Source organism: Nocardioides mangrovicus (genome assembly GCF_003674065.1).
In the GTDB taxonomy this organism is placed as follows: Bacteria; Actinomycetota; Actinomycetes; order Propionibacteriales; family Nocardioidaceae; genus Marmoricola; species Marmoricola mangrovicus.
The window spans coordinates 191,973-216,185 of sequence record NZ_RDBE01000010.1 but is presented as its reverse complement, the minus strand read 5'-3'; the positions used below and the strand labels follow the sequence as shown (position 1 = coordinate 216,185).

The following is a 24,213-nucleotide window of genomic DNA, read 5'->3' as shown; positions in this document are numbered from 1 at the left end:
CACCTCACGCAGTTCTGTCAACCTCCGAAAGGCGCTCTGACCTGCACAAACGCCGACGGCGCCGCTGCGGGAGCGTGTTAGACTAGTCACCTCGAAAGGGGTCAACTGCACATGACATTTACCGTCGGCGAAACGGTCGTCTATCCCAACCATGGCGCTGCCGTCATCGAGAAGATCGAGATGCGCAAGATCAAAGGGGAGGACACCCAGTACCTCGTCCTTCGGATCGTCGCCCAGCAGGACCTCGTGGTCCGCGTCCCTGCCTGCAACCTCGACCTGGTCGGCGTCCGTGACGTCGTCGACAAGGCCGGCCTCGACCGCGTGTTCGACGTGCTCCGCGCCGCTCACACCGAGGAGCCGACCAACTGGTCGCGCCGGTACAAGGCCAACCTGGAGAAGCTGCACTCCGGCGACGTCATGAAGGTCGCCGAGGTCGTGCGCGACCTGTGGCGCCGCGAGCGCGACCGCGGTCTCTCCGCCGGTGAGAAGCGGATGCTGGCCAAGGCGCGCCAGATCCTCGTCTCCGAGCTGGCGCTGGCCGAGCACACCAACGAGGACAAGGCCGAGACCATCCTCGACGAGGTGCTCGCCTCCTAGCACCACCAGAGAAAGACGCCACCGGGCCCCGACCACACGGTCGGGGCCCGGTGGCGTCTACGGTCGGCTCGTGGACGAGCCGACGCCGCTGGGGATCGTCCCGACCACCGACCGCGGGTCGCTGCCGTTCGCGCTGCTCCACGGCGAGCCCCTCGTGGTGTGGGCCTCCTCGGCCCTCGAGGACGCCGGGGTCGACCTGGTCGACTTCGACGTCGACTGGGAGCGGCTGCGCGACTCCGGCCGCCCTCTCGTCGTCCACGACCCGCTGTGCCCCGCGACGCCGGCCGGCTTCCTGGCCGAGGCGATCCGTGCCGCCGTGGCCGGTGAGGTGGTGGTGGCCGGCGTGCAGCCGGTCGCCGACACCCTCAAACGCCTCGAGGGCGACCTGATCGCCGGCACCGCCGATCGCGACGCGTTCGTGCGGGTGGTCTCGCCGCTCGTGCTTCCCGCGCGGGTGCTCGCAGGCGCGGCGTCGCCCCTGGACCTCGCCGACCTGCCGGCGCTGGTCGGCCGGCTGCGGCTCGAGCATCGCGTCGAGCTGCTGGCGGCGCCGGCAGCAGCGGCGCGGGTCGCCGACCTCGCCTCGTTGCGGGTGCTCGAGAGCGGCTTCGAGCCGTTCAGCCGGTGAGCAGCCGGTCGGCCACGCGCAGGTCGTCGGCCCAGGTGACCTTGAGGTTGGCGGCCTCGCCGGGCACCGCCACGAGCGGCAGGTCGGCGTAGGCCTCCAGGCAGGCGGCGGTGTCGCTGCCGGTGAAGCCCTCGGCCTGCGCGCGGTCGTAGGCGGCCAGCAGGGGAGCGGCCCGGAAGGCCTGCGGCGTCTGCACCGCGACCAGGCTCTCTGCGGCGCCCTCACCGGCGCGCTCGACGGGCTCGCGCGGCAGCAGGCCGACCTCGGGCAGCACCGGCAGCGCCCCGCCGCGCGCGGCCGCAGTGTCGATCACGGCGCGCCACAGCTCGGGCGTGGCCAGCGGACGCGCGGCGTCGTGGACGGCGACCACCTCGACCTCCTCGTCGTCGATGTCGCGACGCAGCGCCGCCAGTGCCCGCTGCTCGGACTCGTGGCGCGTGGCGCCGCCCTCGACCAGCCAGACGTCGCTGCTGCCCAGGTGCGGGGCCACGGCCTGCGCCACCGCCTCCTGCTCGTCGGACCGGACCACCAGCACCAGCCGGTGCACGCCGTCGATCGCCAGCGCGGTGCGGACCGACCACACCAGCATCGGCGTCCCGGCCAGCGCCAGCAGCGCCTTGTTGGTGACCGATCCGGTGCGGCTGCCCGACCCGGCGGCGAGCACGACGGCGGCGGTACGGGGCGCGGTCACGGCCCCACCGTAGGGCGAAACGAGTTTTCCCGGCCGTTACATAGCAGCGATCCGCCGTTACGTGCGCGATCTACGTTCCCCACAGGCGACGGGGCCGACGGTCGGCCGGGTCGTGGGTGGAGGTGACCATGGGCGATCCGGAGTGGGTCGCCGTGTGTCGCTTCGACGACCTGGACGCCGACCACGGCGTGGCGGTCCTGGTGCACGGACGGGCCGTCGCGGTCTTCCGGACCCACGACGGGGAGGTCAGGGCGGTCACCAACCGCGACCCGTTCACCCAGCACCACGTGCTGGCCCGCGGCATGGTCGGCACCCGCGGCGACGTCACCTTCGTCGCCTCCCCGACGCACCTGCAGGCCTTCGACCTGGCCACGGGCATCTGCCTGGACGACCCAGGGGTCAAGATCTCGACCTACGACGTTCGGGTCGCCGGAGGCATGGTCGAGGTCGGTCGGCGACGGGCGGGCTGAGGCCCCTACCCGGCCTGACGCACCAGCCGCAACAGCGTGGCCGAGACGACGTCGTCGCGCTCCAGCGGGAGCATGTGGCCGGCGTCGGGGAGCAGGGTGAGCCGGGAGTCCGGCACCGCGTCGGCGATGCGCCGGGCCATGCGCACCGGGGTGAGCCGGTCGTGGGTGCCGACCAGGACCTCGGTCGGCACGCCGGCCAGCGCGGCGAGTGCGTCGGTGCGCTCGTGGACCATGCAGTCGGCGTCGAGACCGCCTGAGGACGTCGAGCAGAACAGCGCGCCCGCCACCCGCGAGGCGTACAGCTCGGGGCGCAGCCGGGCCAGCGCCATCAGCGTCATCCCACCGATGGAGTGCCCGGCCAGCACCAGCCGGCCGTCGGGGGCGAAGGTGTCGACGACGTCGGACATGTCGCGCGCGAGGTTCTCGATGGTGGTGGTGCCGCGCGGGGTCGGGTCGGACAGGCCGTGGCCGCGGTGGTCCCAGGTGACGATGCGTACGCGCCCGGGCTCCTGGGCCAGCAGGTCGCGCACCTGGTAGCGCCACAGGTCCTGATCGCAGGTCCAGCAGTGGGCCAGCAGCACGGTGAGGGTCGCGTCGGCGGGGCCGTAGCAGGCCACGGCCAGGCGCAGCCCGTCGTACGTCGTGAGCGTCGGCACGCTCAGGCCTCGCGCTGCAGCAGCGCGGTGGCGATCGCGGCGACGCCCTCACCGCGACCGGTCAAGCCGAGCCCCTCGGTGGTGGTGGCCGAGACCGAGACGGGTGCGCCGACGACCGCGGCCAGGGCCCGCTCCGCCTCGGCGCGGCGCGGCCCGATGCGTGGGACGTTGCCGATCACCTGTACCGCGACGTTCGCAACGGCCCAGCCGTCGGCTCGCACCCGGCTGACCGCCTCGGCCAGCAGCGTGAGGCTGTTCGCGCCGTGCCACCGGGGCTCGGAGGTGCCGAAGTTGCTACCGACGTCGCCCAGGTGGGCGGCAGAGAGCAGCGCGTCGCACACGGCGTGAGCGGCGACGTCGGCGTCGCTGTGGCCCTCGAGACCCAGGGGCTCCTCGGGCCAGTCCAGGCCCGCCAGCCGCATCGGGCGCCCGGCCACGAGCCGGTGCACGTCGCTCCCGATCCCGGTTCGCAGCTCCTGCACAGATGAGGATCCTGCCCCATCAGGTGTCACCATGAAGCAGTGACCACCGACGTGGAGGAGCCGACGACGGCGGCCGCTGCCTCTCCTGCGCGCCGCGCCGGCCGGCTGCGTCCCTTCGTCGCCGGTGCGGTGACCGGGCTCTCGGGCGCCGCCACCAGCGTCGCGGCGGCCTCCCTGCTGCGGCTCGACAGCAACCCGGTGCTCGACGTCGCCGCCGTCGTGCGCGACCTGACGCCGGGCCCGGTCGCCGAGCTGCTCATCGGCGTGGTCCAGCACCTCGACAAGCCGCTGCTGGTCGCCGGGACGGCGCTCGGGCTCATCGCGCTGACCGGGTGGGCCGGCGTCCGTGCGGCCCATCGCCCCTGGCAGGGCTACGTCGTGCTCGCGGTGCTCGGCGCCGTCGGGCTGGCCGGGGTGCTGCACCAGAAGCACCCGACGCCGGCTTCCTTCCTGCCGCTGATCGTGGGCCTGGCCACCTGGCTGGTGCTGCTGCCCTGGCTGGTGGGGGCGGCGGTGCGGGCCGAGACCGAGGTGACCGGTCGCCGGGCGTTCCTGACCCGCACGGCGGGGACCTTCGCCGCCTCGCTGGTGGTGACCGGCCTGGCCGGCTGGTGGGGCCAGGCGCGCAGTAAGGCCGAGGAGGCGCGACGGCTGCTGCGGCTGCCCGTGCGCACCGGTGCGGTGCCGGTGGGCGCCAACCTGCGGGTCGACGGCGTGGAGCCGTGGCGCACCCCCAACGAGGACTTCTACCTCATCAACGTCGAGCTCTCGATCCCCACGATCACCCCGGACGACTGGAGCCTGCGCATCCACGGCATGGTCGACCAGCCGCTGGTCATCACCTACGACCAGCTCGCGCGACGCCAGCTCACGCAGGAGTGGATCACGCTGTGCTGCGTGTCCAACGAGGTCGGCGGCGACCTGATCAGCAACGCGTTCTGGTCCGGGGTGCTCGTGCGCGACCTGCTCGCCGAGGCCGGCGTCAAGGACGGCGCCGACGCGGTCAAGACGACGTCGCAGGACGGCTGGACCTGCGGCACCCCGCTCTCGGCGCTCACTGACGTCAACCGCAACGCGATGCTGGCCCTGGCCATGAACGGCAAGCCGCTGCCGCTCGAGCACGGGTTCCCCGTACGCATGGTCGTGCCCGGCCTGTACGGCTACGTCTCGGCCACGAAGTGGCTCGTCGACCTGGAGGTCACCCGCTTCTCCGACTTCTCGGCGTACTGGACGCAGAACGGCTGGTCGCCGCTGGGCCCGGTCAAGACCGAGTCCCGCATCGACGTCCCGCGCTCGGGGCAGCAGGTCGAGGCGGGCAAGCGCCGCGTGGGCGGATCGGCGTGGTCGCAGCACACCGGCATCGCGAAGGTGGAGTACCAGCTGGACGGGAAGGCCTGGCAGAGCGCCGACCTCGGCACCGTGCCCGGCAACGACACCTGGGTGCAGTGGGCCGGCGAGGTCGACCTGAGCGGCGGCGACCACGTGCTCGTGGTGCGGGCCACCGACCAGAGCGGCTACACCCAGACCGCGGCGCGCGCCGACGTCGTGCCCGACGGTGCGACCGGCTGGCATACCGTTCACTTCTCTGCACGCTGAGGCCGGTGCACCTTCGCGCACCGAGGTCGGCGACGCCTCAGGGACCTACAGCCACGCCAACGGCTACAAGTTCGACTTCTCCCGCACCTCGTGCCTGACCAGCTGGATCCACAGCACCTACACCTACACCGGCGCCTGGGCCGGCGACGGTGCCCCGCATTACCAGGCGGCCTCGGGGAACGTCTATGCCGATGAGGGCACCCACTGGGACGTGACGTTCTACAGCTGCGGCTGCTGAAGACAAAAACTCCACACTTGCGAAGCTTTCTCTGGGGTACGCCTGGTTTGTCCCGCCGAAAACTTCGCAAGTGCGCGACTTTGGCACCGCACGCTCACCAGGACGACCCGGACCCCCCAGCCGCGGGAAGGGCGTGGGCGGCGTCGCGGATGACGTAGGCCGCGCCCTTGGACGAGGTGAGCCAGGCCCGCTCGAACTGGCCGCGGTCGTAGGTCCGGGAGACCGAGGCGTTCGACGGGGCCGCCGGGTCGTTGACCACGACGCTGCCGCTCGCGGTGAAGCCGGTGATGACGACCAGGTGGCCCGCGGTGGCGGAGATCGGCGCGCCGGAGAGCTGGCCTCGCGAGAACGAGATCGAGACCACCAGCGGGATCCCGGCGTGGACGAAGCGCTCGGCGTCGCGCAGGTCGCTGAGCCGGGTGACGAAGGCGTCGTCGACGAGGCGGGCGGCGTAGGCGGTGTTGAAGGGCCAGTTGCCGGTGCCGTCGTAGCGGTGGTCGAAGGTCATGCGGGCGGCGTGGTCGACCCAGGGGTCGGCGTAGGACTTCTTCACCCAGGCGTACGCCGAGCGCGACGGCAGCGCGCCGTAGTAGCCGAGCACCATCGACGTGCTGGTGGGCGAGCACCACGCTTCGCCGCCGCCGCCGTAGGCGGGGTACTGGCCGCGGTGCGTCATCTGGGAGTAGCCGGGCACGGCCAGCTGCTGGGCTCCGTAGAGCGGGGTGGACGTCGCGGGCACGGTCGCCGCCGGCAGCGAGGCCACCGCGCCGACCCGGCGGACCTTCGGCGACGCCGCACCGGGAGCGCGCACCAGGGTCAGCCGCACCTGCCAGCTGGTGAACTGCACCCCGGACGCGGCGACGAAGGTGTCGGTGTTCACCCGGGCCAGGTCGTCGCCCTGGGTGCCCATCGAGGTGCGCTTGAACACGGCGTCGCTGCTGGTCCAACGGGCGATCGTGTCGAAGGAGGAGACGCGGCCGTCGGCGGTGCGCGCGCGCAGCGAGACCTGCACGTAGGAGCGCGCCGGCGTGACGGCCTGCCACGACGGGATCAGCTGGGTGAACGCGTGGCCCGGGGTCACCCAGTCCGAGGTCCAGCGCGCGGTGGCCCAGGAGGTGCCCGCGACGCGGCGGTGTCCGTTGGCCGAGGCCAGCTTGAGTCGGCCGTACCTGGTCACCGCGGTGCCGCGGTGGACGCCGTGCCCGAAGGCCGCCGACGACAGGGCGGTGTAGGTGTTCTGGCCGGTCATCGCGGTCGCCTCCCGGGCAGCGGACGCAGGCACGGTACCGGTCGCGACGAGGGTCAGCAGGACAACGGGAAGCAAGCGGCGCACCGCGCGAGCCTAATCCCATTCGTCACATACGTCACTCTTTCACCAGGGTGCCATGGTGAACGGACGCCGGTCGCCAGCGCCGGCCGCCTCAGCTCCGCGACGCCACCCACCCGACCGCGTCGAGCACCGCCGGGTGCCGCTCGGCGTCGAGGATCGTGTGCCGCCCGCGCTGCACCCGCACGTCGTCCACGTAGACGCCGCGACCGTGGTAGAGCTCGTCGGTGGTGTAGCGCCAGCGCAGCTGCACCCGGCCGGAGTACGCCGCCAGCGAGGCGCGCGCCCGCAACCACTGGTGGCCTTCGTAGCCCGCCACCGAGCCGGGGGTGCGCACCGAGAGCCGCTTGCCGCGCAGGGTGAACGGCACCGGCGTCCACGAGGTGCCGTCGTCGGTGGAGGCCTCCAGAGTGGCGAAGTCGGCGCGGGGCTCGGTGTCGTACCACATCGACCAGCGCAGCGCCGTGCGTCCGGCCGGCAGCGTCACGGGCATCGTCAGCGTGGCCGTGGTCGCGTCTTCCATGCCCGCGTACCAGGCGGTGCGCCCCGCCGCCGGCTTCACGCGCACCGCGCGAGCCATGTCGTCGGCCACCGCGCGCCGGTAGGGGTTCACCGTCGGTCCCGTCCGGTGCGGGTGCACCCGGTTGGTGAGCAGGATGACGAAGCTCTGCGTGGTCGGGTCGATGGTGATCGAGGTGCCGGTGAAGCCGGTGTGGGCTCCCGTGTACGGCGTCGCGAGAGCGCCGGACTCGTAGTGCTGCCACAGCTCGAAGCCGAGCCCGTGCTCGTTGCCGGTGAAGGCCTGGTTGTAGTTCTTCAGCATCGCCACCACCCAGTGCTTCGAGAGGATCCGCGCCTTGCCGTAGCGGCCGCCGTTGAGCATCGTCTGCGCCAAGATCGCGAGGTCGTGGGCGTCGGAGAACACCCCGGCGTGGCCGGCGACGCCGTTCAGCGCCCAGGCGTTCTCGTCGTGCACCTGGCCCCAGGTGAGCCCGCGCGCCGGGGTGGTCTGGTACTCCTCGGCGGCGATCCGGTACCGCAGCCGGGCCGGCGGGTTGTACATGGTGCTGGTCATGTGCAGCGGCTTCGTGATGCCCTGCCGCACCAGTTGGTCCAGCGGCTTGCCGGTGATTTTCTCCAGCACCAGCTGCAGCGACATCATGTTGAGGTCGGAGTAGACGTACGTGGACCCGGCCGGCGCGGCGGGTGTCTGGGTCAGGATCGCGTCGATCCGGTCCTGGTACGTCGGGTACGTCCACAGCGCGGGGCTCGGGTCCGGCGGCAGCCCCGAGGTGTGGGTGAGCAGCTGGCGGATGGTGATCGCGCCCTTGCCGTTCTGCGCGTACGCCGGCAGGTACGAGGCCACCGTCCGGTCGAGGTCGAGCCGGCCCTTCTCCAGCTGCTGCACCGCCACGATCGAGGTGAACAGCTTCGAGAGCGAGGCGAGGTCGTACATCGTCGAGCGACGAGTCGAGATCCACTCCTCGCGCGGGAGCTGGGTACCGCTCTGGTCGGCGTAGCGCAGCGCGAAGCCCTTCGCGTCGAAGCCGGTGATGACGCCGTTGCGCCCGGCGATCACCGTCTCGCCGGGGTAGACGCCGGGCGTGGTGGCGCTCTCGGGCGTGACGCCGGCGGCGGCGTCGCGCACGACGCGTCGCGCGTACGCCGGGAGCAGCCCGGCGCTGCGGGCCGAGCCGCGGTGCAAGGTGACGTGCTGGCTGCCCACGAGCTGCGCCAGCCGCGGTCCGCCGTGGTCGGTGGTCACCCCGGTGGTCGCGCTGGCGATTGCACTGGCGATTGCGCTGGGAACACTCGCCGTGGCTCCCGTGGCCGCCACCAGCGCCGCCGCGGCGACGAGAACGAGCTTCGTCATGTCTCTCCTCATCGGTACATCAGGTGGGCCGACCGGATGCGCTCGAAGGCGCGCAGCTCGTCGTGCCAGGTGGCGACGACCGCATCGGTGTCCTGGCCGGCGTCGACGGCGTCGCGCAGCAGCGAGGAGCCGGCGAGCTTGTCGACGTCGTAGGGATCGACCGGGTCGCCGGTGTCGTAGCGCCAGGCGAAGTCGTCGGGGTAGAGCCGCCTGGCCGACACGATCATCGCGACGGCGGTGCGCACCGGGTCGTAGGCCCGCCGGTCGTTCACGTGGAGCTCCACGCCGGCGCAGGTCTGGCCGACGTACTTGGAGAAGGTCGGGGAGAAGTAGGCCTCCCGGAACGCAACGCCGGGCAGGTCCTGGTCGTTCAGCGTCGCGGCCCAGTGGTAGTCGGCGTAGGGGGCGCCGACGGTCTCGAACGGCTTGGTGGTGCCGCGGCCCTCGGAGAGGTTGGTGCCCTCGAACAGCCCGTTGCCGGCGTAGACGAAAGCGCTGTCGAGGGTGGGGATGTTGGGCGAGGGCAGCACCCAGGGCAGGCCGGTGGTGTCGGCGTCGTCGTCTCGACGCCAGCCCTGCACCGGCACCACGGTGAGGTCGGCGGCCCGGCCGCCGGCGTCGTCGGGCACGAACTCGGCGTTGTCCAGGCGGGCCAGCTCTCCCATCGTCATCGCGTAGTCCATCGCGATCGGCTTGAGGCCGACGAACGTCGACAGCGCGGGGTGGAGCACCGGACCGCGCGGGTGTGAGGCGCCCAGCGGCGAGGGCCGGTCGAGCACCACGTATCCGATGCCCAGTCGTGCGCACGCCACCATCGCCTGGTACATCGACCAGATGTAGGTGTAGTACCGCACGCCGATCTCCACGATGTCGACGAGCAGCACGTCGATCCCGGCGCCGCCGATGATCTGGGTGATCTCGTCCTGCGTCTTGGCGTACAGGTCGTAGACCGGGAGCCCGGTGGCCGGGTCGTCGTAGGAGCCCTGCGAGCCGCCGGCCTGCGCCGTACCGCGGAAGCCGTGCTCGGGGCCGAAGACGGCGACGAGGTCGACGCGGCGGTCGGCGTGCATGACGTCGACCTCGTGGGCGAGGTCGCGGGTCAGCGCCGTGGGGTTGGCCAGCATGCCGACCCTCGAGCCCCGCAGCGTCCGGTAGCCGGACGCGGCGAGTGCCTCGAAACCGGTACGGACCCGGCGCCGGCCATGACCCAGGGGGGCGGGTCGGGCCGACGCCGGGGCTGCGATCGTGCTCGCGGTCGCGACGGCACCCGCCGCGGCCGCCCCGAGAAATGCGCGGCGCTGCATTCGTCTCTTCCTACGCCAGCCGAGGACGCTGGCGCAAGAGTCTGTCGCGAGAACGCAAAGATTTTGCAAGCCGCTTGCAATGTGGCTGTGGTTGGCTGCTGCGCCATGTGGGTGCTCGTGGCAGTCGCGGTGGTGGTCGTCGGGTTCGCGCTCCGGCTCAACTCAATGCTGGTGGTCACCGTCGCGGGCATCGCCGCGGGCCTGATCGCGGGGCTGTCGCCGGTCAAGATCGTCGACGCCTTCGGCACCGGCTTCGCAGGCTCGCGGTCGGTGACCGTCTTCATCTTCGTGCTGCCGGTCATCGGCCTCATCGAGCGCTACGGCCTGCAGCACCGCGCCCGCACGCTCATCACGCGGCTCTCGGCGCTCACCCCGGGCCGGCTGCTGGCGGCGTACCTGCTGATCCGGCAGGTCACCGCCGCCCTCGGGCTGCTCGCCATCGGCGGGCACGCCCAGGCCATCCGGCCGATCGTCGCTCCCATGTCGGAGGCCGCGGCCGAGCGCCGCCACGGCGACCTGAGCCGGCCCGCGCGTGAGCGGATCCGCTCCTACGCGGCGAGCGCGGACAACGTCGGGGCGTTCTTCGGCGAGGACATCTTCGTGGCCGTCGGGTCGATCCTGCTCATCACCGGGTTCGTCGACACCACCTACGGGCTCAAGCTCGACGCCCTCGACGTCGCGCTCTGGGCCATCCCGACGGCGGTGTGCGCCTTCGTCATCCACGGCTGGCGGATGCTGCGCCTGGACCGCCGCCTCGACGAGTTGGTGCGCTCGTGATCACCGCGGAGTTCGTCTACTGGCTGGTCGCCGCGCTCTTCGTGGCCGTCGCCGTCATCCGGGCGGTCGACCGCACCGACACCAGACGGTTCGGCAGCGCCGCGTTCTGGGCCCTGCTGGCGTTCTGCTTCGTCTACGGCACCTACGTCGTGGACAAGAGCGGTAGCGCGTTCGTCGAGGGGCTGGCCGTGCTGGCCGTGGCCGTGCTCGCCGGGTTCGGCTTCCCCGGCCGCGGCACCGCGCTCACCACGGACGAACCCACCCGCGAGCGGCTCGCGCAGCGGTACGTCAACTGGCTCTTCCTTCCTGCGCTGCTGATCCCGCTGGTGGCGGTCGTCTTCGGCTCGGTGCTCAAGAACGTCAAGCCCGGCGGCACGCCCCTGCTCGAGGTCGGCTCGGAGACGGTGATCGGGCTCGGGGTGGCCGCCGTGGTGGCGCTGGTGGTGGGCATGGCGCTCTTCCGCGAGCCGAACCCGATGGTGCCGCTGCGCGAGGGCGACCGGCTGCTCGGCCACATCGGCTGGGCGGCGATCCTGCCGCAGTTCCTGGCCACGCTCGGGCTGCTGTTCACCGCGGCCGGCGTGGGGACGGCGGTCGGCAAGATCACCGACTCCGTGCTGCCGCACGGGCTGCTGCTGCTCGCCGTCGTCGTGTACTGCCTGGGGATGGCGTTGTTCACCATCATCATGGGCAACGCGTTCGCCGCCTTCCCGGTGATGACCGCGGCCGTCGGCTGGCCGTTGCTGATCGAGCAGTTCCACGGCAACCCGCCCGCGGTGTTCGCGATCGGCATGCTGGCCGGGTTCTGCGGCACCCTGGTCACGCCGATGGCGGCCAACTTCAACCTGGTGCCGGCGGCGCTGCTCGAGCTCACCGACACCTACGGCCCGATCAAGGCCCAACTGCCCACGGCGGTGCCGCTGCTGGCGTGCAACATCGTCCTCATGTACGTCCTGGCCTTCTGATGCAGCACCACGAGGAGTGGGCCCGCACCGTGCACGCGGTGCTGACCACGCCCTATCCCTACGCCGCCCAGCACGTCTCCGCCGGGCCCGACGACGTCGACGTCACGCCGTCGCGGCTGCACCCGGCGTTCCACGGCAGCTTCGACTGGCACTCCTCGGTGCACATGCACTGGTCGGCGCTCACGCTGCTGCCGCTGGTCGCCGACCCCGCCCCGCTGCGCGCGCTGCTCGAGGAGCGGCTGACGCCCGCCCACGTCGCCACGGAGGTGGCCTACCTGCGGGCGCACCCCTGGTTCGAGCGTCCCTACGGCTGGGCCTGGGCGGCGGCGCTGGCGGTGGCCGCCGACCTGCCCGACCTGCTCGAGGTGGTCGCCGAGCTGACCGAGGCCTGGCTGCCCACGCTGGCCACGCCCAACCGCAGCGGCGAGCACGCCAACCTCGCTTTCGCGCTGTCGCTGCTCCACGCCTGCCTGCCCGACGCCGGCCTCGTCGAGGAGACCGCTCGCCGGCTCTACCTGGCCGACCGCGACGCCCCGGTGCGCTGGGAGCCGGGGCCCAGCGACTTCCTCTCGCCCACGCTGAGCGAGGCCGAGCTGATGCGCCGCGTGCTGCCGGCCGAGGACTTCGAGCCCTGGCTCGCGGCGTTCCTGCCCGACCTCGAGCCGCTGCTGGCGGTGGCGGAGGTGCGCGACCCCACCGACGGCAAGGGCGCGCACCTGTTGGGTCTCGGACTGAGCCGGGCCTGGCAGCTGCGCTCGCTGGCACCCTTCCTGCCGACGGAGGTGGTGCGGGCGGCGGACGCCCAGGTGGCGCTGGCCACCGAGCACATCGCCGGTGGGAGCTTCATGAGCACGCACTGGCTGGTCTCGTTCGCGCTGCTGGCGGAGGGAGTGTCGCCGGGCGCGGATACCCTTCGCGGGTGAGTCTGCGCCTGCACGACACCGCCGCCCGGGCGGTGCGCGAGTTCGTCCCGCTCGAGCCCGGTCGCGCCGGTGTGTACGTCTGCGGGCTCACGGTGCAGTCGCAGCCGCACGTGGGGCACGTGCGATCGGCGGTCAACTTCGACGTGCTGCGCCGCTGGCTCCTGGCCAGTGGCTACCAGGTTGACTTCATCCGCAACATCACCGACATCGACGACAAGATCCTGCTCAAGTCCGCCGACCAGGACCGGCCCTGGTACAACCTCGCCTACGAGATGAGCCGCGAGCTCACCCGCGCCTACGACGCGCTCAACGTGCTGCCACCCACCTACGAGCCCGCCGCCACCGGGCACGTACCCGAGATGCTGCAGCTGATCGAGGAGCTGGTGCGCGACGGGCACGCCTACGCCGCCGAGGACGGCTCCGGCGACGTCTACTTCGACGTGCTCTCCTGGCCCGCCTACGGGGAGCTGTCGGGCCAGCGCGTCGACGACATGGAGGCGGCCGAGGACGCCGACCCCCGCGGGAAGCGCGACCCCCGCGACTTCGCCCTGTGGAAGGGCCGCAAGGACTCCGAGCCGGCCACCGCCTCGTGGCCCTCGCCCTGGGGCCCGGGCCGACCGGGCTGGCACATCGAGTGCTCGGCGATGGCGGGCAAGTACCTCGGCCCGGCCTTCGACATCCACGGCGGCGGGGTCGACCTGAGGTTCCCCCACCACGAGAACGAGCAGGCGCAGTCGCGCGCGGCCGGGCGGCCGTTCGCCTCGTACTGGCTGCACAACGCCTGGATCACCACCGCCGGGGAGAAGATGAGCAAGTCGCTCGGCAACTCGCTGGTGGTCGGCGAGGTGCTCCAGCGGGTGCGCGCCATCGAGCTGCGCTTCTACATGGTCAGCGCCCATTACCGCTCGCACGTCGAGTTCAGCTTCGAGGCGCTCGAGGAGGCAGCGGCCGGGTTCCGCCGGGTCGAGGGGTTCCTCGAGCGAGCACTCCCGGTGGACTCGGTGGTCGAGGAGGGCGCCCCGCGCCCGTCTCGAAACCCAGGCGAGCTCCCGCCGGCCTTCGTCGAGGCGATGGACGACGACCTCGGCACCCCGGCTGCCGTCGGTGTGCTCTTCGACGTCGTCCGCGAGGGCAACCGGCTGCTCGCCGCCGGCGAGGACGTCTCCGCACTCGCCGGGCAGGTGCGCGCGATGCTCGACGTGCTCGGTCTCGACCCGGCCGACCCGGCCTGGGGCGCCGCGGCCGGCTCCGACGAGCGACTGACCTCGGCCGTCGACGTCTTGGTGCGGGGCCTGCTCGAGCAGCGGGCCGCCGCCCGGGCGGCCAAGGACTTCGCCGCCGCCGACGCCATCCGCGACACGCTGCGCACCGCCGGCATCGCGATCACCGACACCCCCGACGGACCGACCTGGGAGCTGGAGCAGTAACCGATGCCTGGTAATTCGAACCGACGCGGCTCCGTGCGCCGCACGTCGAAGGGCAACCCGACCGCCGGATCGGGCGGCCGGGTGCGCCGCGGACTGGCCGGCAAGGGGCCGACCCCGAAGGCCGCCGAACGACCCAATCACAAGGCGTTCAAGGCCAAGAAGCAGGCCGAGCGGTCCGCCTCGGGCCGCCCGCAGCGCAAGGGTGGCGACGCGGAATGGGTGGCCGGGCGCAACTCGGTGGTCGAGGCGCTGCGGGCGCGGATGCCGGTGAGCGCGGTCTACGTCGCCGAGGGTGCCGAGCGCGACGGCCGGCTGCGCGAGACCTTCGAGATGGCCGCCGACCGCGGCATCTCGCTGCTCGAGGTGAGTCGCCACGAGCTCGACAAGATGACCGGTGGCGCGGTGCACCAGGGGCTCGCCGCGCGGGTGCCGCCCTACGAGTACGCCCACCCCGACGACCTGCTCGCGCGCGCCGAGGAGCGCGGCGAGGCGCCGCTGGTGGTCGCGCTCGACCAGGTGACCGATCCGCGCAACCTCGGCGCCGTGGTGCGCAGCGCCGCCGGGTTCGGCGCGCACGGCGTGGTCGTGCCCGAGCGGCGCTCGGCGGGGATGACCGCCAGCGCCTGGAAGACCTCCGCCGGTGCCGCCGCCCGCGTGCCGGTGGCGCAGGCGACGAACCTGACCCGGCAGCTCAAGGCCTACCAGGACGCCGGCTGCACGGTGGTGGGCCTGGCTGCTGACGGCGACCTGTCCCTGCCCGAGCTGGAGGCCGACGCCGACCTGGCCGCCGGACCGCTGGTCGTGGTGGTCGGGTCCGAGGGCGATGGGCTCTCCCGGCTGGTCGCCGAGACCTGCGACCGGCTGGTCTCGATCCCGATGGCCGACGACCTGGAGTCGCTCAACGCCGGCGTCGCCGCCTCGGTGGTGCTCTACGCCCTCTCCCGCGCGCGGGCATAGTCGCGCGGGCATAGTGGGGCCATGGCCACCACCGTCGAGCGCCTGCTGCCGACCGACGAGGCCGAGGCGCTCCTCGGCCTGACCCGCGAGATCGCCGAGCACGAGCTGCGGCCCCGCGCCGACGAAGCCGAGGCGCGGGCCGAGTTTCCGGCGGACGCCTACCGGGTGCTGGGCAAGGCCGGGCTGCTGAGCCTGCCCTTCGCCGAGGAGCACGGCGGTGGGGCCCAGCCCTACGAGGTCTACCTGCAGGTGCTCGAGGAGATCGCCACCGCCTGGGCCAGCGTCGGCGTCGGGGTCTCGGTGCACGCGCTGACCTGCCTGGCCGTGGACCAGAACGCCGACGACGCGCTGCGCGAGGAGTGGCTGCCGCGGATGCTCTCGGGCGACTGGCTGGGTGCGTACTGCCTCTCCGAGCCGCAGGCGGGCTCCGACGTCTCGGGCATCCGGACCCGAGCGCGCCGCGACGGCGAGGCGTACGTCGTGCACGGCACCAAGCAGTGGATCAGCAACGGCAGCCACGCCGACTACTACGTGCTCTTCGCGCGCACCGACGACGACCCGCGCCGCGGGCTGACCGGCTTCCTGGTGCCGGCTGACACCGAGGGCATGTCGTTCGGGGCGCCGGAGAAGAAGATGGGCCTGCACGCCGACGTCACCACCCAGGTGATCTTCGACGGCGCCCGCATCCCGGTCTCGCAGCGCATCGGCGAGGAGGGCCAGGGCATGAAGATCGCCCTCTCCGCGCTCGACGCCGGACGGCTGGGCATCGCCGCCGTGGCCACCGGCATCGGCCAGGCGGCGCTCGCGGCGGCCGTGGCGTGGGCGGGGGAGCGCGAGCAGTTCGGGCAGCCGATCGGGTCGTTCCAGGGGTTGCAGTTCCTGCTGGCCGACATGGCCGCAGCGGTGGAGCAGGCGCGCGCGACCTACCTCCACGCGGCCCGGCTCAAGGACGCCGGCCGACGCTTCTCGCGGCAGGCCAGCATCGCCAAGCTCACCGCCACCGACGCCGCGATGCGGGTGAGCACCGACGCCGTCCAGGTGTTCGGCGGCTACGGCTACACCGCGGACTACCCCGTGGAGCGGTTCTTCCGCGACGCCAAGGTCACCCAGATCTTCGAGGGCACCAACCAGATCCAGCGGATGGTGATCGGGCGCGACCTGCTGGCCTGAGGCGGGGTGTGAGCGCCGTTACCCTGGAACCATGCCGCTGCGCATCGTGGCGAACCGTCCCGACCCGGCGGTGTTCACGCTCCCGTGGCCCGTGCCGCTGGTCGAATGGACCGAGCACGTCATCTCGCTGCCGCGCGGCCTCTCGCGCCACGTCGTGCGCATCGTGCGGCTCGGCGAGGCCGTCTACGCGGTCAAGGAGACGGTTGAGCCGATCGCGTGGCGCGAGTACGGCCTGCTGCGCGACCTGCAGCGGATGGGCCTGCCGGCGGTGACGCCGCACGGCGTCGTGGCCGGCCGCGAGACCGAGTCCGGCGAGCCGCTGCCGGCCTGCCTGATCACCCGGCACCTGGCGTTCGCGATGCCGTACCGCACGCTGTTCAGCCACGGCGTCCGCGCCGACAGCCTGCCGCTGATCATCGACGCGCTCGTGGTGCTGCTGGTCCGGCTGCACCTGGCCGGCTTCTACTGGGGAGACGTGTCGCTCTCGAACGTGCTCTTCCGCCGCAACGCCGGAGCCTTCGCAGCGTACCTGGTCGACGCCGAGACCGGCGAGCTGCGGCCCGAGCTCTCGGCCCAGCTGCGCAACAACGACGTCCAGGTGGGCGTGGAGAACGTCTTCGCCGAGCTGCTCGACCTCAAGGCCGGCGGCCTGGTCGACCACGAGATCGACGAGATGCTCATCGTCGACCTGATCCAGGAGCGGTACGCCTCGCTGTGGGAGGAGCTGACCGCGAAGGAGGAGTTCGACTCCGAGGAGACCTGGCGCATCGAGCAGCGGGTCGAGCGCCTCAACGACCTCGGCTTCGACGTCGAGGAGCTCGACGTGGTGACCGACTGGGACGGCTCGACCATCCAGATCCAGCCGCGGGTGGTCGAGCTGGGCCACCACCGCCGCGAGTTCCGCGACCTGACCGGCCTCGACGTCGAGGACAACCAGGCCCGGCGGCTGCTCAACGACCTCGCCGCCTACACCGCCTACTTCGGCCTGGGCGGGGAGGACCGGATGCTGGTGGCCAACCGCTGGCTCTCCCAGGTCTACGAGCCGACGCTGGCGATGATCCCGCCCGAGCAGCGCGGCAAGCTCGAGGGCCCCGAGCTCTTCCACGAGATCCTCGAGCACCGGTGGTACCTCAGCGAGGACCGCGGTGCCGAGGTCAGCCTGGAGGACACCGCCCAGGACTACATCGACCACGTGCTCCCCACCCGTCCCGAGGAGGTCGTCGTCTCGGCCACCGCGGTCGACGACGCGGATGCGCTCCTGCCGCAGCCGGAATGACAGGCGCGCCAACTGCACACGTGCGCACCTGGCCCGACGAACGGGCGGCTTCTGGCGTGCCGACTTCGCAAGTGCGCAGTTGGCGCACACCTCGGGGCCCGACGGCCGCCGGGAGGAGCGCCCCGCAGCCGGAGCGGGTTGGTCCGAACCCGAACCCGCCCCCTACCCTGAAGCCCCGCCGCGTTAGCTCAGTGGTAGAGCACCCGCCTTGTAAGCGGACGGTCGTCAGTTCAATCCTGACACGCGGCTCCCGTGCTCAGTCGGACGTACCTGCCTCGGTAGCGTGACCAGGTGCTGCGTCGCTCGATCGGGGTCCTGGTTGCGCTCGTCTTGTTGGCGCTGGCGGCCGCGTGCGGCGGGCAGGGCGGCGACAAGCGCTCGGTCGAGCCGGCCGAGCCGACGTTCAGCCCGAGCTCGACGGCGTACGTGCCGGCCGTTACGCGGCCCAACGTCCTGGTCATCGAGACCGATGACATGCGCAGCGACGAGCTGCAGTTCATGCCGAACGTGCGCAAGCTGATCGGCCAGCGGGGGATCACCTTCGAGAACTCCTTCGCGCCCTACCCGCTGTGCTGCCCCAGCCGGGCCACCTTCTTGTCCGGGCAGTACAACCACAACAACGGCGTCCTCAGCGTGAAGAAGCCGTGGGGCTTCCAGGCCTTCGACGACACCACCACCATCGCGACGGTGCTGCAGAAGGCCGGTTACAACACGGCGCTGGTGGGCAAGTACCTCAACGGTTACGGCTCCGAGCACCGGCACGACAGCACGCTGTCCTCGCGCACGTACGTGGCACCCGGTTGGACCGACTGGTACGCCGGCAGCGACCACCGCTACGGCAGCAAGAGTCCATTGTTCGGGGGTACCTACAACTACTTCCACTACACCCAGGTCATCAACGGCAAGGTCGTCGCGCACCCTGATCGGTACTCCACCGACGTCAACGCCAGCGAGACCCGAGGCCGGATCCGGGCCTACGGCAAGCAGAAGAAGCCGTGGTTCATCTGGTGGACGCCCACGGCGCCGCACTTCGGCCGCCCGCACGAGAAGGACGACCCCGCTCCGCTGCGCGACACCAAGGGCAAGCTCGAGAGGTGGCCGACACCGGCTCGTCCGGGCTGGGTGCGCGGCATCTTCGACAAGAAGATCACCCACCCGCTCGGTACGCCGCCCTACGGGCCGGCCGAGGCCGACATCAGCGACAAGCCGCGGCTGCTGAGCGGCACCCCGGAGATGGACGATGCCGAGCGCAAGGCGCTCACCGAGGTGGAGCGGCAGCGGGCGGAGTCGCTGTACGTGCTCGACCGGCAGATCGGCGTGACGATGAAGACGCTGCAGCGCACCGGTCAGTGGGACAACACGGTGGTGGTGTTCACCTCCGACAACGGCTACTTCCTCGGTGAGCACCGCAAGCGGCAGGGCAAGATCTTGGCCCACGAGCCGTCGTTGCGGGTGCCGCTGCTGATCGCCGGTCCGGGCATCGAGCACGGCCAGCGCTACGACCCGGTGTCGGTCATCGACATGGCCCCGACGCTGGCCCAGTACGCCGGCACCACGATGCCCGACACCGACGGCACCTCCTTCCTGCGCGACCTCGAGCAGGGCGACACCGGCTGGACCGTGCCGGTGGTCACCGAGGGGCGCGACGACCGGAAGAGCTACGTACGGGCGCGCTCACCGGGCTTCGAGTCCAACGGTCTCGACACGCGCGGCCTCCGGCTGGGCCGGTGGTCCTACATCCGCTACTCCACCGGCGAGACCGAGCTCTACGACCTCGCCAAGGACCCGCTCCAGCTCAGCAGTGAGCAGGACAACCCCGCCTATGCGGGGATCTCTCGGCAGCTGGCCGCGCTGTGGACGAAGTACATGAACTGCAAGGGGGCCGACTGCCAGGACCCGCTGCCCGCCAAGTTCCGGCTCACGCCCGCGCAGGAGAAGGCCATCACCGACGACGAGATCACCCGGACCAACGTCTACTACGACGACCACTGGACCCGGTAGCTCAAAGTCAGGTAAGTCACTCAGCAAACTCTCATAGAAAACGGATAGGGTTCCGCGGTGCGTCGTTGGCCGTCGGGGATCGTGATCTGCGTCGTGGTGGCCCTGGCGGCCGGCTGTGGTGGCCACACCGGCTCCGGCTCGCGGGAGTCCATCGAGCCGCGGCAGCCGCACTTCTCCGCGGGTGCGACGGCGCCGTTGCCCGCGGTGCGGCGTCCGAACCTGCTGGTCATCGAGGCCGACGACATGCGCACCGACGAGCTGCGCTTCATGCCCAACGTGCGCAAGCTGATCGCCGGGCGGGGCGTCACGTTCGAGAACTCCTTCGCGCCGTACCCGCTGTGCTGCCCCAGCCGGGCCTCGTTCCTCTCCGGCCAGTACGCCCACAACCACGGCGTGCTCAGCCACGAGCCGCCGTGGGGCTTCCACGCCTTCGACGATCGCACCACCATCGCCACGGTGCTGCAGCAGGCGGGCTACCACACCGCGCTGGTGGGCAAGTACCTCAACGGCTACGCGCAGCAGCCGACCCGCGCCGGCCAGGACTCGCGCACCTACGTGCCGCCGGGCTGGACGGACTGGTACGCCGGCAGCGACCACCTCTACGGCAACCGGAGCCCGTACTTCGGCGGCACGTACAACTACACCCACTACACGCAGGTCATCAACGGGCGCGTGGTGCCGCACCCCGGCGACTACTCCACCAACGTCAACGGCCGTGAGACGCGTGGCCGGATCCGCGACTACGGGAAGCAGAAGAAGCCGTGGTTCATCTGGTGGACGCCGACCGCCCCGCACTTCGGCCGCCCGCACGAGCGCGACGACCCCAAGCCCACCCGCAACCTGCGGGGCTTCCTCGAGCACTGGGAGACCCCGGCCCGGCCGGGGTGGGTGCGGGGTCGGTTCGACCGGGAGATCACTCACGCGCTGGGGCAGCCGCCGTACGGGCCGGCCGAGGCCGACATGAGCGACAAGCCGGCGCTGCTGCGTCACGTGCCGGAGATGGACGAGACCGAGAAGAGGGCGCTGACCGAGGTCTCGCGGCAGCGGGCCGAGGCCGAGTTCGTGCTCGACCGCCAGATCGGCATCACGATGAAGACGCTGCAGCGCACCGGGCAGTGGGACGACACCGTCGTCGTGTTCACCTCCGACAACGGCTACTTCCTCGGCGAGCACCGCAAGCGGCAGGGCAAGATCCTCAGCCACGAGCCGTCGCTGCGGGTGCCGTTGGTCATGGCCGGCCCGGGCGTCCCACACGCCCGCCGCTACGACCCGGTCACCACCATCGACCTGGCTCCGACCCTCGCCCAGTACGCCGGGACGACGATGCCGCGGACCGACGGCGCCTCGTTCCTGCCCGCCGTGAGCAACGGCGACTCCGGCTGGACCGTCCCGGTGGTCACCGAGGGCCGCGACGAGGCCAGGCGCTACCGCCGCGACGCCGACGAGCACCTGCAGCCCGGCTTCGACGACGGTCTGGACACCCGCGGCATCCGCACGGCGAGGTACAAGTACACCCGCTACAGCACCGGCGAGGAGGAGCTCTACGACCTGAAGAAGGACCCGCTCGAGCTCGACGGCCTGCAGAACGACCCGGCGTACGCGGAGGTCAAGAGGAAGCTCGTCGCGCTGTGGTTCGACTACATCCACTGCCGAGAGGCCGCCTGCGATCGTCCGATGCCGGCCGAGTTCCGCGCCACCCCGGCCCAGGAGAAGGCCATCACCGACGACGAGATCGTCCGTACCAACGCCTACTACGGCGACGAGTGGCCGAGGTAGGGGCCGCTCAGACCGGTTCGGCGGTGAACCGTGAGACCGGTTCGACGAACCGCTCCTGGGCCGCCACGACCTCCAGCTCGGGGCTGTCGCGGTCCAGGGTCACCTGCATCAGGTCGTACACGCTGGCCACGGTCCGCTCCAGGGCGGTGCGCAGATCGGCGCCGCGCAGGACGTGGGCGGTGAACAGGGCGGCAGTGACGTCGCCAGCGCCGTCGCGGTGCAGCGGGAGTCGCGGCGTGCTGACCAACCAGCCGCCGTCGGGGCCCACCGCGAGGGTCTCGATGGTGTCGGTGGCGAGGTCGGGACGCACCAGGCTGGTCACCAGCACGACCCGCGGCCCGGTGGCCCGGACGGCGGCCACGGCGTCGAGGATCTCGGGCATCGTGCGCGGCTTGCTGTGCGTGAGCACGCCGAGCTCGAAGTGGTTGGGGGTGACGACGTCGGCGGCCGGCACCACCCGCTCGCGCATCAGCACCGGGATCCGCTCGTGCACGTAGAGCCCGGCGCCGACGTCGCCCATCACCGGGTCGCAGACGTAGAGCGCGTCGGGGGTGGCGGCCTTCACCGCGGCCACGGTGTCGAGCACGACCTCGCCGATGTCCTCGCCGCCCTGGTAGCCCGAGAGCACCGCCTCGACGTGGGGGAACGCGCCGCGCTCCTCGACCCCGCGCACCACCTCGCGGACGTCGGCCGCCGCCAGCTCCGGCCCGCGCCAGGCGCCGTAGCCGGTGTGGTTGGAGAAGTGGACGGTGATGACCGGCCAGACCTCGAATCCCAGCCGCTGCAGTGGGAAGACGGCGGCCGAGTTGCCGACGTGTCCGTAGGCCACCGAGGACTGGATCGAGAGGATGGGCACGAGGCCCAAGTCTGGCAAAGGGCCGGACCCTCAGGCCACCTGCAGCGACCGCTTCGAGAGTCCGAGCCAGAAGCCGTCGATGACCTGCTCGCCGGGCGCGTCCGGTGCGGTCGCGGCGCCGAGGGTGACGAAGAGCGGGCTGAAGTGCTCGACCGTGGGGTGCGCGTACGGCATGCCCGGCGCCTTGTCGGCGTAGGAGGCCAGCTCGTCGACGTCGCCGCGCGCCATCGCCTCGGCGGCCCAGGCGTCGAACTCCACCGACCAGGTCGGCGGTGTCGCGTCGAGGGAGAAGTCGGTGAGGAACGGCAGGCCGTGGGTCAAGAACCCCGAGCCGACGATGAGCACGCCCTCGTCGCGCAGCGGCGCGAGCCGGCGGCCGATCTCCAGGAGGCGTCCCGGGTCGTGGGTGGGCAGCGACATCTGCAGCACCGGGACGTCGCCGGCCGGGTACATGATCTTCATCGGCACCCAGGCGCCGTGGTCCAGGCCGCGCCGGGGGTGCTGGTGCACCTGCTCGGCGGCGGGCATGAGGCCGGCGATGCGGGCGGCCAGAGCCGTGGCGTCGGGGGTCTCGTAGGTCATCTCGTAGTACTTCTGCGCGAACCCGCCGAAGTCGTAGACCAGCCCGACTCCGGGGCCCGACGCCGAGAGCGCGAGCGGGGCGGACTCCCAGTGGGCGCTGACCATGAGGACGGCGCTGGGCCGCGGCAGGTCGCCGGCCAGGCCGCGCAGCTGCCCCGACCACAGCGGGTCGTCGAGCAGGGGCGGGGCCCCGTGGCCGATGTAGAGGGCGGGCATCCGGTCGGGCATGCCACCATCTTAGTTTAAGATTGAACTAGATTCCAGTCCACCGGCTCGCCGCCCTGCTCGACCAGCATCCGGTTCACCCGGCTGAAGGGCCGCGAGCCGAAGAAGCCGCGGTGGGCCGAGAGCGGGCTGGGGTGCACCGACTCCACCGAGGGCACCGATCCCAGCCTCGGCTTGAGCCCCTGGGCGTCGCGGCCCCACAAGATCGCGGCCAGCGGCCCGCCCCGGGCGACCAGCGCGTCGATGGCCTGCTGGGTGACCGCCTCCCAGCCCTTGCCGCGGTGGGAGGCCGGCTGGCCGGGGCGCACGGTCAGCGACCGGTTGAGCAGCAGCACGCCGGACTCCGCCCACGGCGTGAGGTCGCCGGTGACCGGACGCTCGACGCCGAGGTCGTCGACCAGCTCGGTGTAGATGTTGACCAGGCTCTTGGGCAGCGGGCGGACGTCGGGGGCCACCGAGAAGCTCAGCCCGACCGGATGCCCCGGCGTCGGGTAGGGGTCCTGGCCGACCACGAGCACCTTGACCTCGGCCAGCGGCCGCTGGAACGCCCGCAGCACCAGGTCGCCGGCCGGCAGGTAGCGACGTCCTGCGGCCAGCTCCTCGCGCAAGAAGCCGCCCATCGCCGTGATCTGGTCCTCCACCGGGGCCAGCGCCTGCGCCCAGTCGGGGGCGACGAGACGCTTCTCGACCAGTCCCGCCAGCGTCACGGAGTGCGGCCCAGGAGTGCCGCGAGCCGGTCCAGCGGCGCCGCGTCGTCGGGCACCCCGACCGGGGAGCCGAACGGCGAGTGGCCCGCCGGTACCCGCTGGAGCAGCTGTCGGCTGGCCTCGATCTCGCGCTCGACCAGGTCGTCGGGGAAGTGTGGCTGCTGGCCGGTGGCGCGGGCCAGGTCCCAGCCGTGCACCATCGTCTCGGCCAGCCGCAGGTGCAGCGACGCCTCCGCCGGCACCTCCCCGATCGGCAGCGTGATCCGCCGGGCCAGCGCCTCCGGGGCGTCGAAAGCCCGCTCGAGATCGCGCGCCGACTCCACGAACAGGGTCGTCAGCTGGGCCGGGTCGACCTCGCCCAGCTCGCCCCACATCGTCGCGCGGTCCACGGGCTCGCCGGCCAGCAGCGCGGTAAAGACCCGGTGCCCCATGACCTGGTGCCGCACCAGGTCGGCGACGTCCCAGTCCTCGCACGGCGTCGGCAGCGACCACTGGTCGGCCCCCACCGCCGCGATGGCCCTCGCCCCCTCGGCGTGCACGTCGACGAGGTCGGCGACCAGGGGTTCCATGGGCCCGAGCCTAGGACCGCCCGCGACCTAGTCCAGAACGTTCTTCATGGTTTTGGGGCCGATCACCATGTATTGCGTTCTGGACTACCCCGGGATGGGCCTGGGTAGCGGGATAGTCAGAGACGAAATGGTTGTTCCGA

At 71.9% G+C, this 24,213-nt stretch carries 23 protein-coding genes, 1 tRNA gene and 1 pseudogene; 15 read left to right on the top strand and 10 right to left on the bottom strand.

The window, feature by feature from the left end; all coding sequences use genetic code 11:
- The first annotated feature begins 111 nt into the window (after positions 1 to 111).
- Positions 112 to 597 carry a CarD family transcriptional regulator gene (locus tag D9V37_RS15660; protein WP_121807104.1) on the top strand — a complete coding sequence of 162 codons (486 nt, stop codon included), beginning with the start codon at positions 112 to 114 and terminating at the stop codon, positions 595 to 597.
- 70 nt (positions 598 to 667) lie between these two features.
- Positions 668 to 1,225 (top strand): 2-C-methyl-D-erythritol 4-phosphate cytidylyltransferase, encoded by a 558-nt coding sequence (locus D9V37_RS15655; protein WP_121807103.1) that lies wholly within the window; start codon positions 668 to 670, stop codon positions 1,223 to 1,225.
- Here D9V37_RS15655 and D9V37_RS15650 read toward each other — a convergent pair.
- Positions 1,215 to 1,916 carry an IspD/TarI family cytidylyltransferase gene (locus D9V37_RS15650; RefSeq protein WP_198412598.1) on the bottom strand — a complete coding sequence of 234 codons (702 nt, stop codon included), beginning with the start codon at positions 1,914 to 1,916 and terminating at the stop codon, positions 1,215 to 1,217. The genes D9V37_RS15655 and D9V37_RS15650 overlap by 11 nt on opposite strands.
- Positions 1,917 to 2,044: 128 nt before the next feature.
- Here D9V37_RS15650 and nirD point away from each other — a divergent pair, with 128 nt between their 5' ends.
- Positions 2,045 to 2,386, top strand: coding sequence for a nitrite reductase small subunit NirD (gene nirD, locus D9V37_RS15645; protein WP_121807852.1), 342 nt, complete (start codon positions 2,045 to 2,047; stop codon positions 2,384 to 2,386).
- Positions 2,387 to 2,391: 5 nt separating this feature from the next.
- Here the strand turns inward: nirD and D9V37_RS15640 are convergent, their stop codons facing one another.
- Both D9V37_RS15640 and ispF read right to left on the bottom strand, forming a co-directional pair.
- Entirely contained in the window at positions 2,392 to 3,042 is a 651-nt protein-coding gene (locus D9V37_RS15640) for an alpha/beta fold hydrolase (RefSeq protein WP_121807102.1), read from the bottom strand.
- 2 nt (positions 3,043 to 3,044) lie between these two features.
- Positions 3,045 to 3,557: a 2-C-methyl-D-erythritol 2,4-cyclodiphosphate synthase gene (gene ispF / locus D9V37_RS15635; RefSeq protein ID WP_121807101.1), complete on the bottom strand. Its 513-nt coding sequence runs from the start codon at positions 3,555 to 3,557 to the stop codon at positions 3,045 to 3,047.
- Between the two features lie 6 nt (positions 3,558 to 3,563).
- On the opposite strand from ispF, the gene D9V37_RS15630 reads away from it, so the two are divergent.
- Together D9V37_RS15630 and D9V37_RS15625 are read left to right on the top strand one after the other, a co-directional pair.
- Complete coding sequence (locus D9V37_RS15630) at positions 3,564 to 5,120, top strand: molybdopterin-dependent oxidoreductase (RefSeq protein ID WP_232524955.1); 1,557 nt, start codon at positions 3,564 to 3,566, stop codon at positions 5,118 to 5,120.
- Positions 5,080 to 5,358: a hypothetical protein gene (locus tag D9V37_RS15625; RefSeq protein ID WP_121807100.1), complete on the top strand. Its 279-nt coding sequence runs from the start codon at positions 5,080 to 5,082 to the stop codon at positions 5,356 to 5,358. Before D9V37_RS15630 ends, D9V37_RS15625 begins: the two co-directional genes overlap by 41 nt.
- Positions 5,359 to 5,452: 94 nt before the next feature.
- On the opposite strand, the gene D9V37_RS15620 is transcribed toward D9V37_RS15625, so the two are convergent.
- From D9V37_RS15620 to D9V37_RS15610, 3 genes are all read right to left on the bottom strand, one after another.
- A complete protein-coding gene (locus tag D9V37_RS15620; RefSeq protein ID WP_121807099.1) occupies positions 5,453 to 6,607 on the bottom strand; it encodes a C39 family peptidase in 1,155 nt (384 codons plus the stop codon).
- Between the two features lie 172 nt (positions 6,608 to 6,779).
- Positions 6,780 to 8,558, bottom strand: a complete 1,779-nt coding sequence (locus D9V37_RS15615; protein WP_198412597.1) for a serine hydrolase — start codon at positions 8,556 to 8,558, stop codon at positions 6,780 to 6,782.
- An 8-nt stretch (positions 8,559 to 8,566) separates the two neighbouring features.
- Positions 8,567 to 9,682, bottom strand: coding sequence for an exo-beta-N-acetylmuramidase NamZ family protein (locus tag D9V37_RS15610; protein WP_232524954.1), 1,116 nt, complete (start codon positions 9,680 to 9,682; stop codon positions 8,567 to 8,569).
- A gap of 285 nt (positions 9,683 to 9,967) precedes the next feature.
- On the opposite strand from D9V37_RS15610, the pseudogene D9V37_RS15605 reads away from it, so the two are divergent.
- The 10 genes and pseudogenes from D9V37_RS15605 to D9V37_RS15560 all read left to right on the top strand — a co-directional run.
- Positions 9,968 to 10,627 (top strand): annotated as a pseudogene (locus D9V37_RS15605) (DUF969 domain-containing protein); the annotation flags it as partial.
- An 8-nt stretch (positions 10,628 to 10,635) separates the two neighbouring features.
- Positions 10,636 to 11,604 carry a DUF979 domain-containing protein gene (locus D9V37_RS15600; protein ID WP_121807095.1) on the top strand — a complete coding sequence of 323 codons (969 nt, stop codon included), beginning with the start codon at positions 10,636 to 10,638 and terminating at the stop codon, positions 11,602 to 11,604.
- Positions 11,604 to 12,527 (top strand): DUF2891 family protein, encoded by a 924-nt coding sequence (locus D9V37_RS15595; protein WP_121807094.1) that lies wholly within the window; start codon positions 11,604 to 11,606, stop codon positions 12,525 to 12,527. The genes D9V37_RS15600 and D9V37_RS15595 overlap by 1 nt, the downstream gene beginning before the upstream one ends.
- Positions 12,524 to 13,954, top strand: coding sequence for a cysteine--tRNA ligase (cysS, locus tag D9V37_RS15590; RefSeq protein ID WP_121807093.1), 1,431 nt, complete (start codon positions 12,524 to 12,526; stop codon positions 13,952 to 13,954). Before D9V37_RS15595 ends, cysS begins: the two co-directional genes overlap by 4 nt.
- Positions 13,955 to 13,957: 3 nt before the next feature.
- Positions 13,958 to 14,911 (top strand): 23S rRNA (guanosine(2251)-2'-O)-methyltransferase RlmB, encoded by a 954-nt coding sequence (gene rlmB / locus D9V37_RS15585; protein WP_121807092.1) that lies wholly within the window; start codon positions 13,958 to 13,960, stop codon positions 14,909 to 14,911.
- Positions 14,912 to 14,932: 21 nt separating this feature from the next.
- Positions 14,933 to 16,081, top strand: a complete 1,149-nt coding sequence (locus D9V37_RS15580; protein WP_121807091.1) for an acyl-CoA dehydrogenase family protein — start codon at positions 14,933 to 14,935, stop codon at positions 16,079 to 16,081.
- A gap of 31 nt (positions 16,082 to 16,112) precedes the next feature.
- Complete coding sequence (locus D9V37_RS15575) at positions 16,113 to 17,357, top strand: DUF4032 domain-containing protein (RefSeq protein WP_121807090.1); 1,245 nt, start codon at positions 16,113 to 16,115, stop codon at positions 17,355 to 17,357.
- 177 nt (positions 17,358 to 17,534) lie between these two features.
- Positions 17,535 to 17,606 (top strand) — tRNA-Thr (locus D9V37_RS15570).
- A gap of 42 nt (positions 17,607 to 17,648) precedes the next feature.
- Entirely contained in the window at positions 17,649 to 19,358 is a 1,710-nt protein-coding gene (locus tag D9V37_RS15565; RefSeq protein ID WP_121807089.1) for a sulfatase family protein, read from the top strand.
- Between the two features lie 57 nt (positions 19,359 to 19,415).
- Complete coding sequence (locus D9V37_RS15560) at positions 19,416 to 21,134, top strand: sulfatase family protein (protein ID WP_147455964.1); 1,719 nt, start codon at positions 19,416 to 19,418, stop codon at positions 21,132 to 21,134.
- Between the two features lie 7 nt (positions 21,135 to 21,141).
- Here D9V37_RS15560 and pdxY read toward each other — a convergent pair whose 3' ends face one another.
- Genes pdxY through D9V37_RS15540 form a run of 4 tightly spaced genes read right to left on the bottom strand, consistent with a single transcriptional unit; the run spans position 21,142 to position 24,073 of the window.
- Positions 21,142 to 21,990, bottom strand: coding sequence for a pyridoxal kinase PdxY (pdxY, locus tag D9V37_RS15555; protein WP_121807850.1), 849 nt, complete (start codon positions 21,988 to 21,990; stop codon positions 21,142 to 21,144).
- Between the two features lie 30 nt (positions 21,991 to 22,020).
- On the bottom strand, positions 22,021 to 22,800 hold the full coding sequence (locus tag D9V37_RS15550; protein WP_121807087.1) for a dioxygenase family protein: 780 nt from the start codon (positions 22,798 to 22,800) through the stop codon (positions 22,021 to 22,023).
- 14 nt (positions 22,801 to 22,814) lie between these two features.
- Complete coding sequence (locus D9V37_RS15545; RefSeq protein ID WP_121807849.1) at positions 22,815 to 23,498, bottom strand: uracil-DNA glycosylase; 684 nt, start codon at positions 23,496 to 23,498, stop codon at positions 22,815 to 22,817.
- Between the two features lie 2 nt (positions 23,499 to 23,500).
- Positions 23,501 to 24,073, bottom strand: a complete 573-nt coding sequence (locus tag D9V37_RS15540; RefSeq protein WP_121807086.1) for a TIGR03086 family metal-binding protein — start codon at positions 24,071 to 24,073, stop codon at positions 23,501 to 23,503.
- Positions 24,074 to 24,213 lie beyond the last annotated feature (140 nt).

Bases quoted from the DNA above. Each gene is read 5' to 3' on its own strand.
- D9V37_RS15660 (WP_121807104.1), top strand. From the start codon at position 112: ATGACATTTACCGTCGGCGAAACGGTCGTCTATCCCAACCATGGCGCT.
- nirD (WP_121807852.1), top strand. From the start codon at position 2,045: ATGGGCGATCCGGAGTGGGTCGCCGTGTGTCGCTTCGACGACCTGGAC.
- ispF (WP_121807101.1), bottom strand. From the start codon at position 3,557: ATGGTGACACCTGATGGGGCAGGATCCTCATCTGTGCAGGAGCTGCGA.
- D9V37_RS15620 (WP_121807099.1), bottom strand. From the start codon at position 6,607: ATGACCGGCCAGAACACCTACACCGCCCTGTCGTCGGCGGCCTTCGGG.
- D9V37_RS15615 (WP_198412597.1), bottom strand. From the start codon at position 8,558: ATGACGAAGCTCGTTCTCGTCGCCGCGGCGGCGCTGGTGGCGGCCACG.
- D9V37_RS15610 (WP_232524954.1), bottom strand. From the start codon at position 9,682: ATGCTGGCCAACCCCACGGCGCTGACCCGCGACCTCGCCCACGAGGTC.
- D9V37_RS15595 (WP_121807094.1), top strand. From the start codon at position 11,604: ATGCAGCACCACGAGGAGTGGGCCCGCACCGTGCACGCGGTGCTGACC.
- rlmB (WP_121807092.1), top strand. From the start codon at position 13,958: ATGCCTGGTAATTCGAACCGACGCGGCTCCGTGCGCCGCACGTCGAAG.
- D9V37_RS15580 (WP_121807091.1), top strand. From the start codon at position 14,933: ATGGCCACCACCGTCGAGCGCCTGCTGCCGACCGACGAGGCCGAGGCG.
- D9V37_RS15575 (WP_121807090.1), top strand. From the start codon at position 16,113: ATGCCGCTGCGCATCGTGGCGAACCGTCCCGACCCGGCGGTGTTCACG.
- D9V37_RS15550 (WP_121807087.1), bottom strand. From the start codon at position 22,800: ATGCCCGACCGGATGCCCGCCCTCTACATCGGCCACGGGGCCCCGCCC.
- D9V37_RS15540 (WP_121807086.1), bottom strand. From the start codon at position 24,073: ATGGAACCCCTGGTCGCCGACCTCGTCGACGTGCACGCCGAGGGGGCG.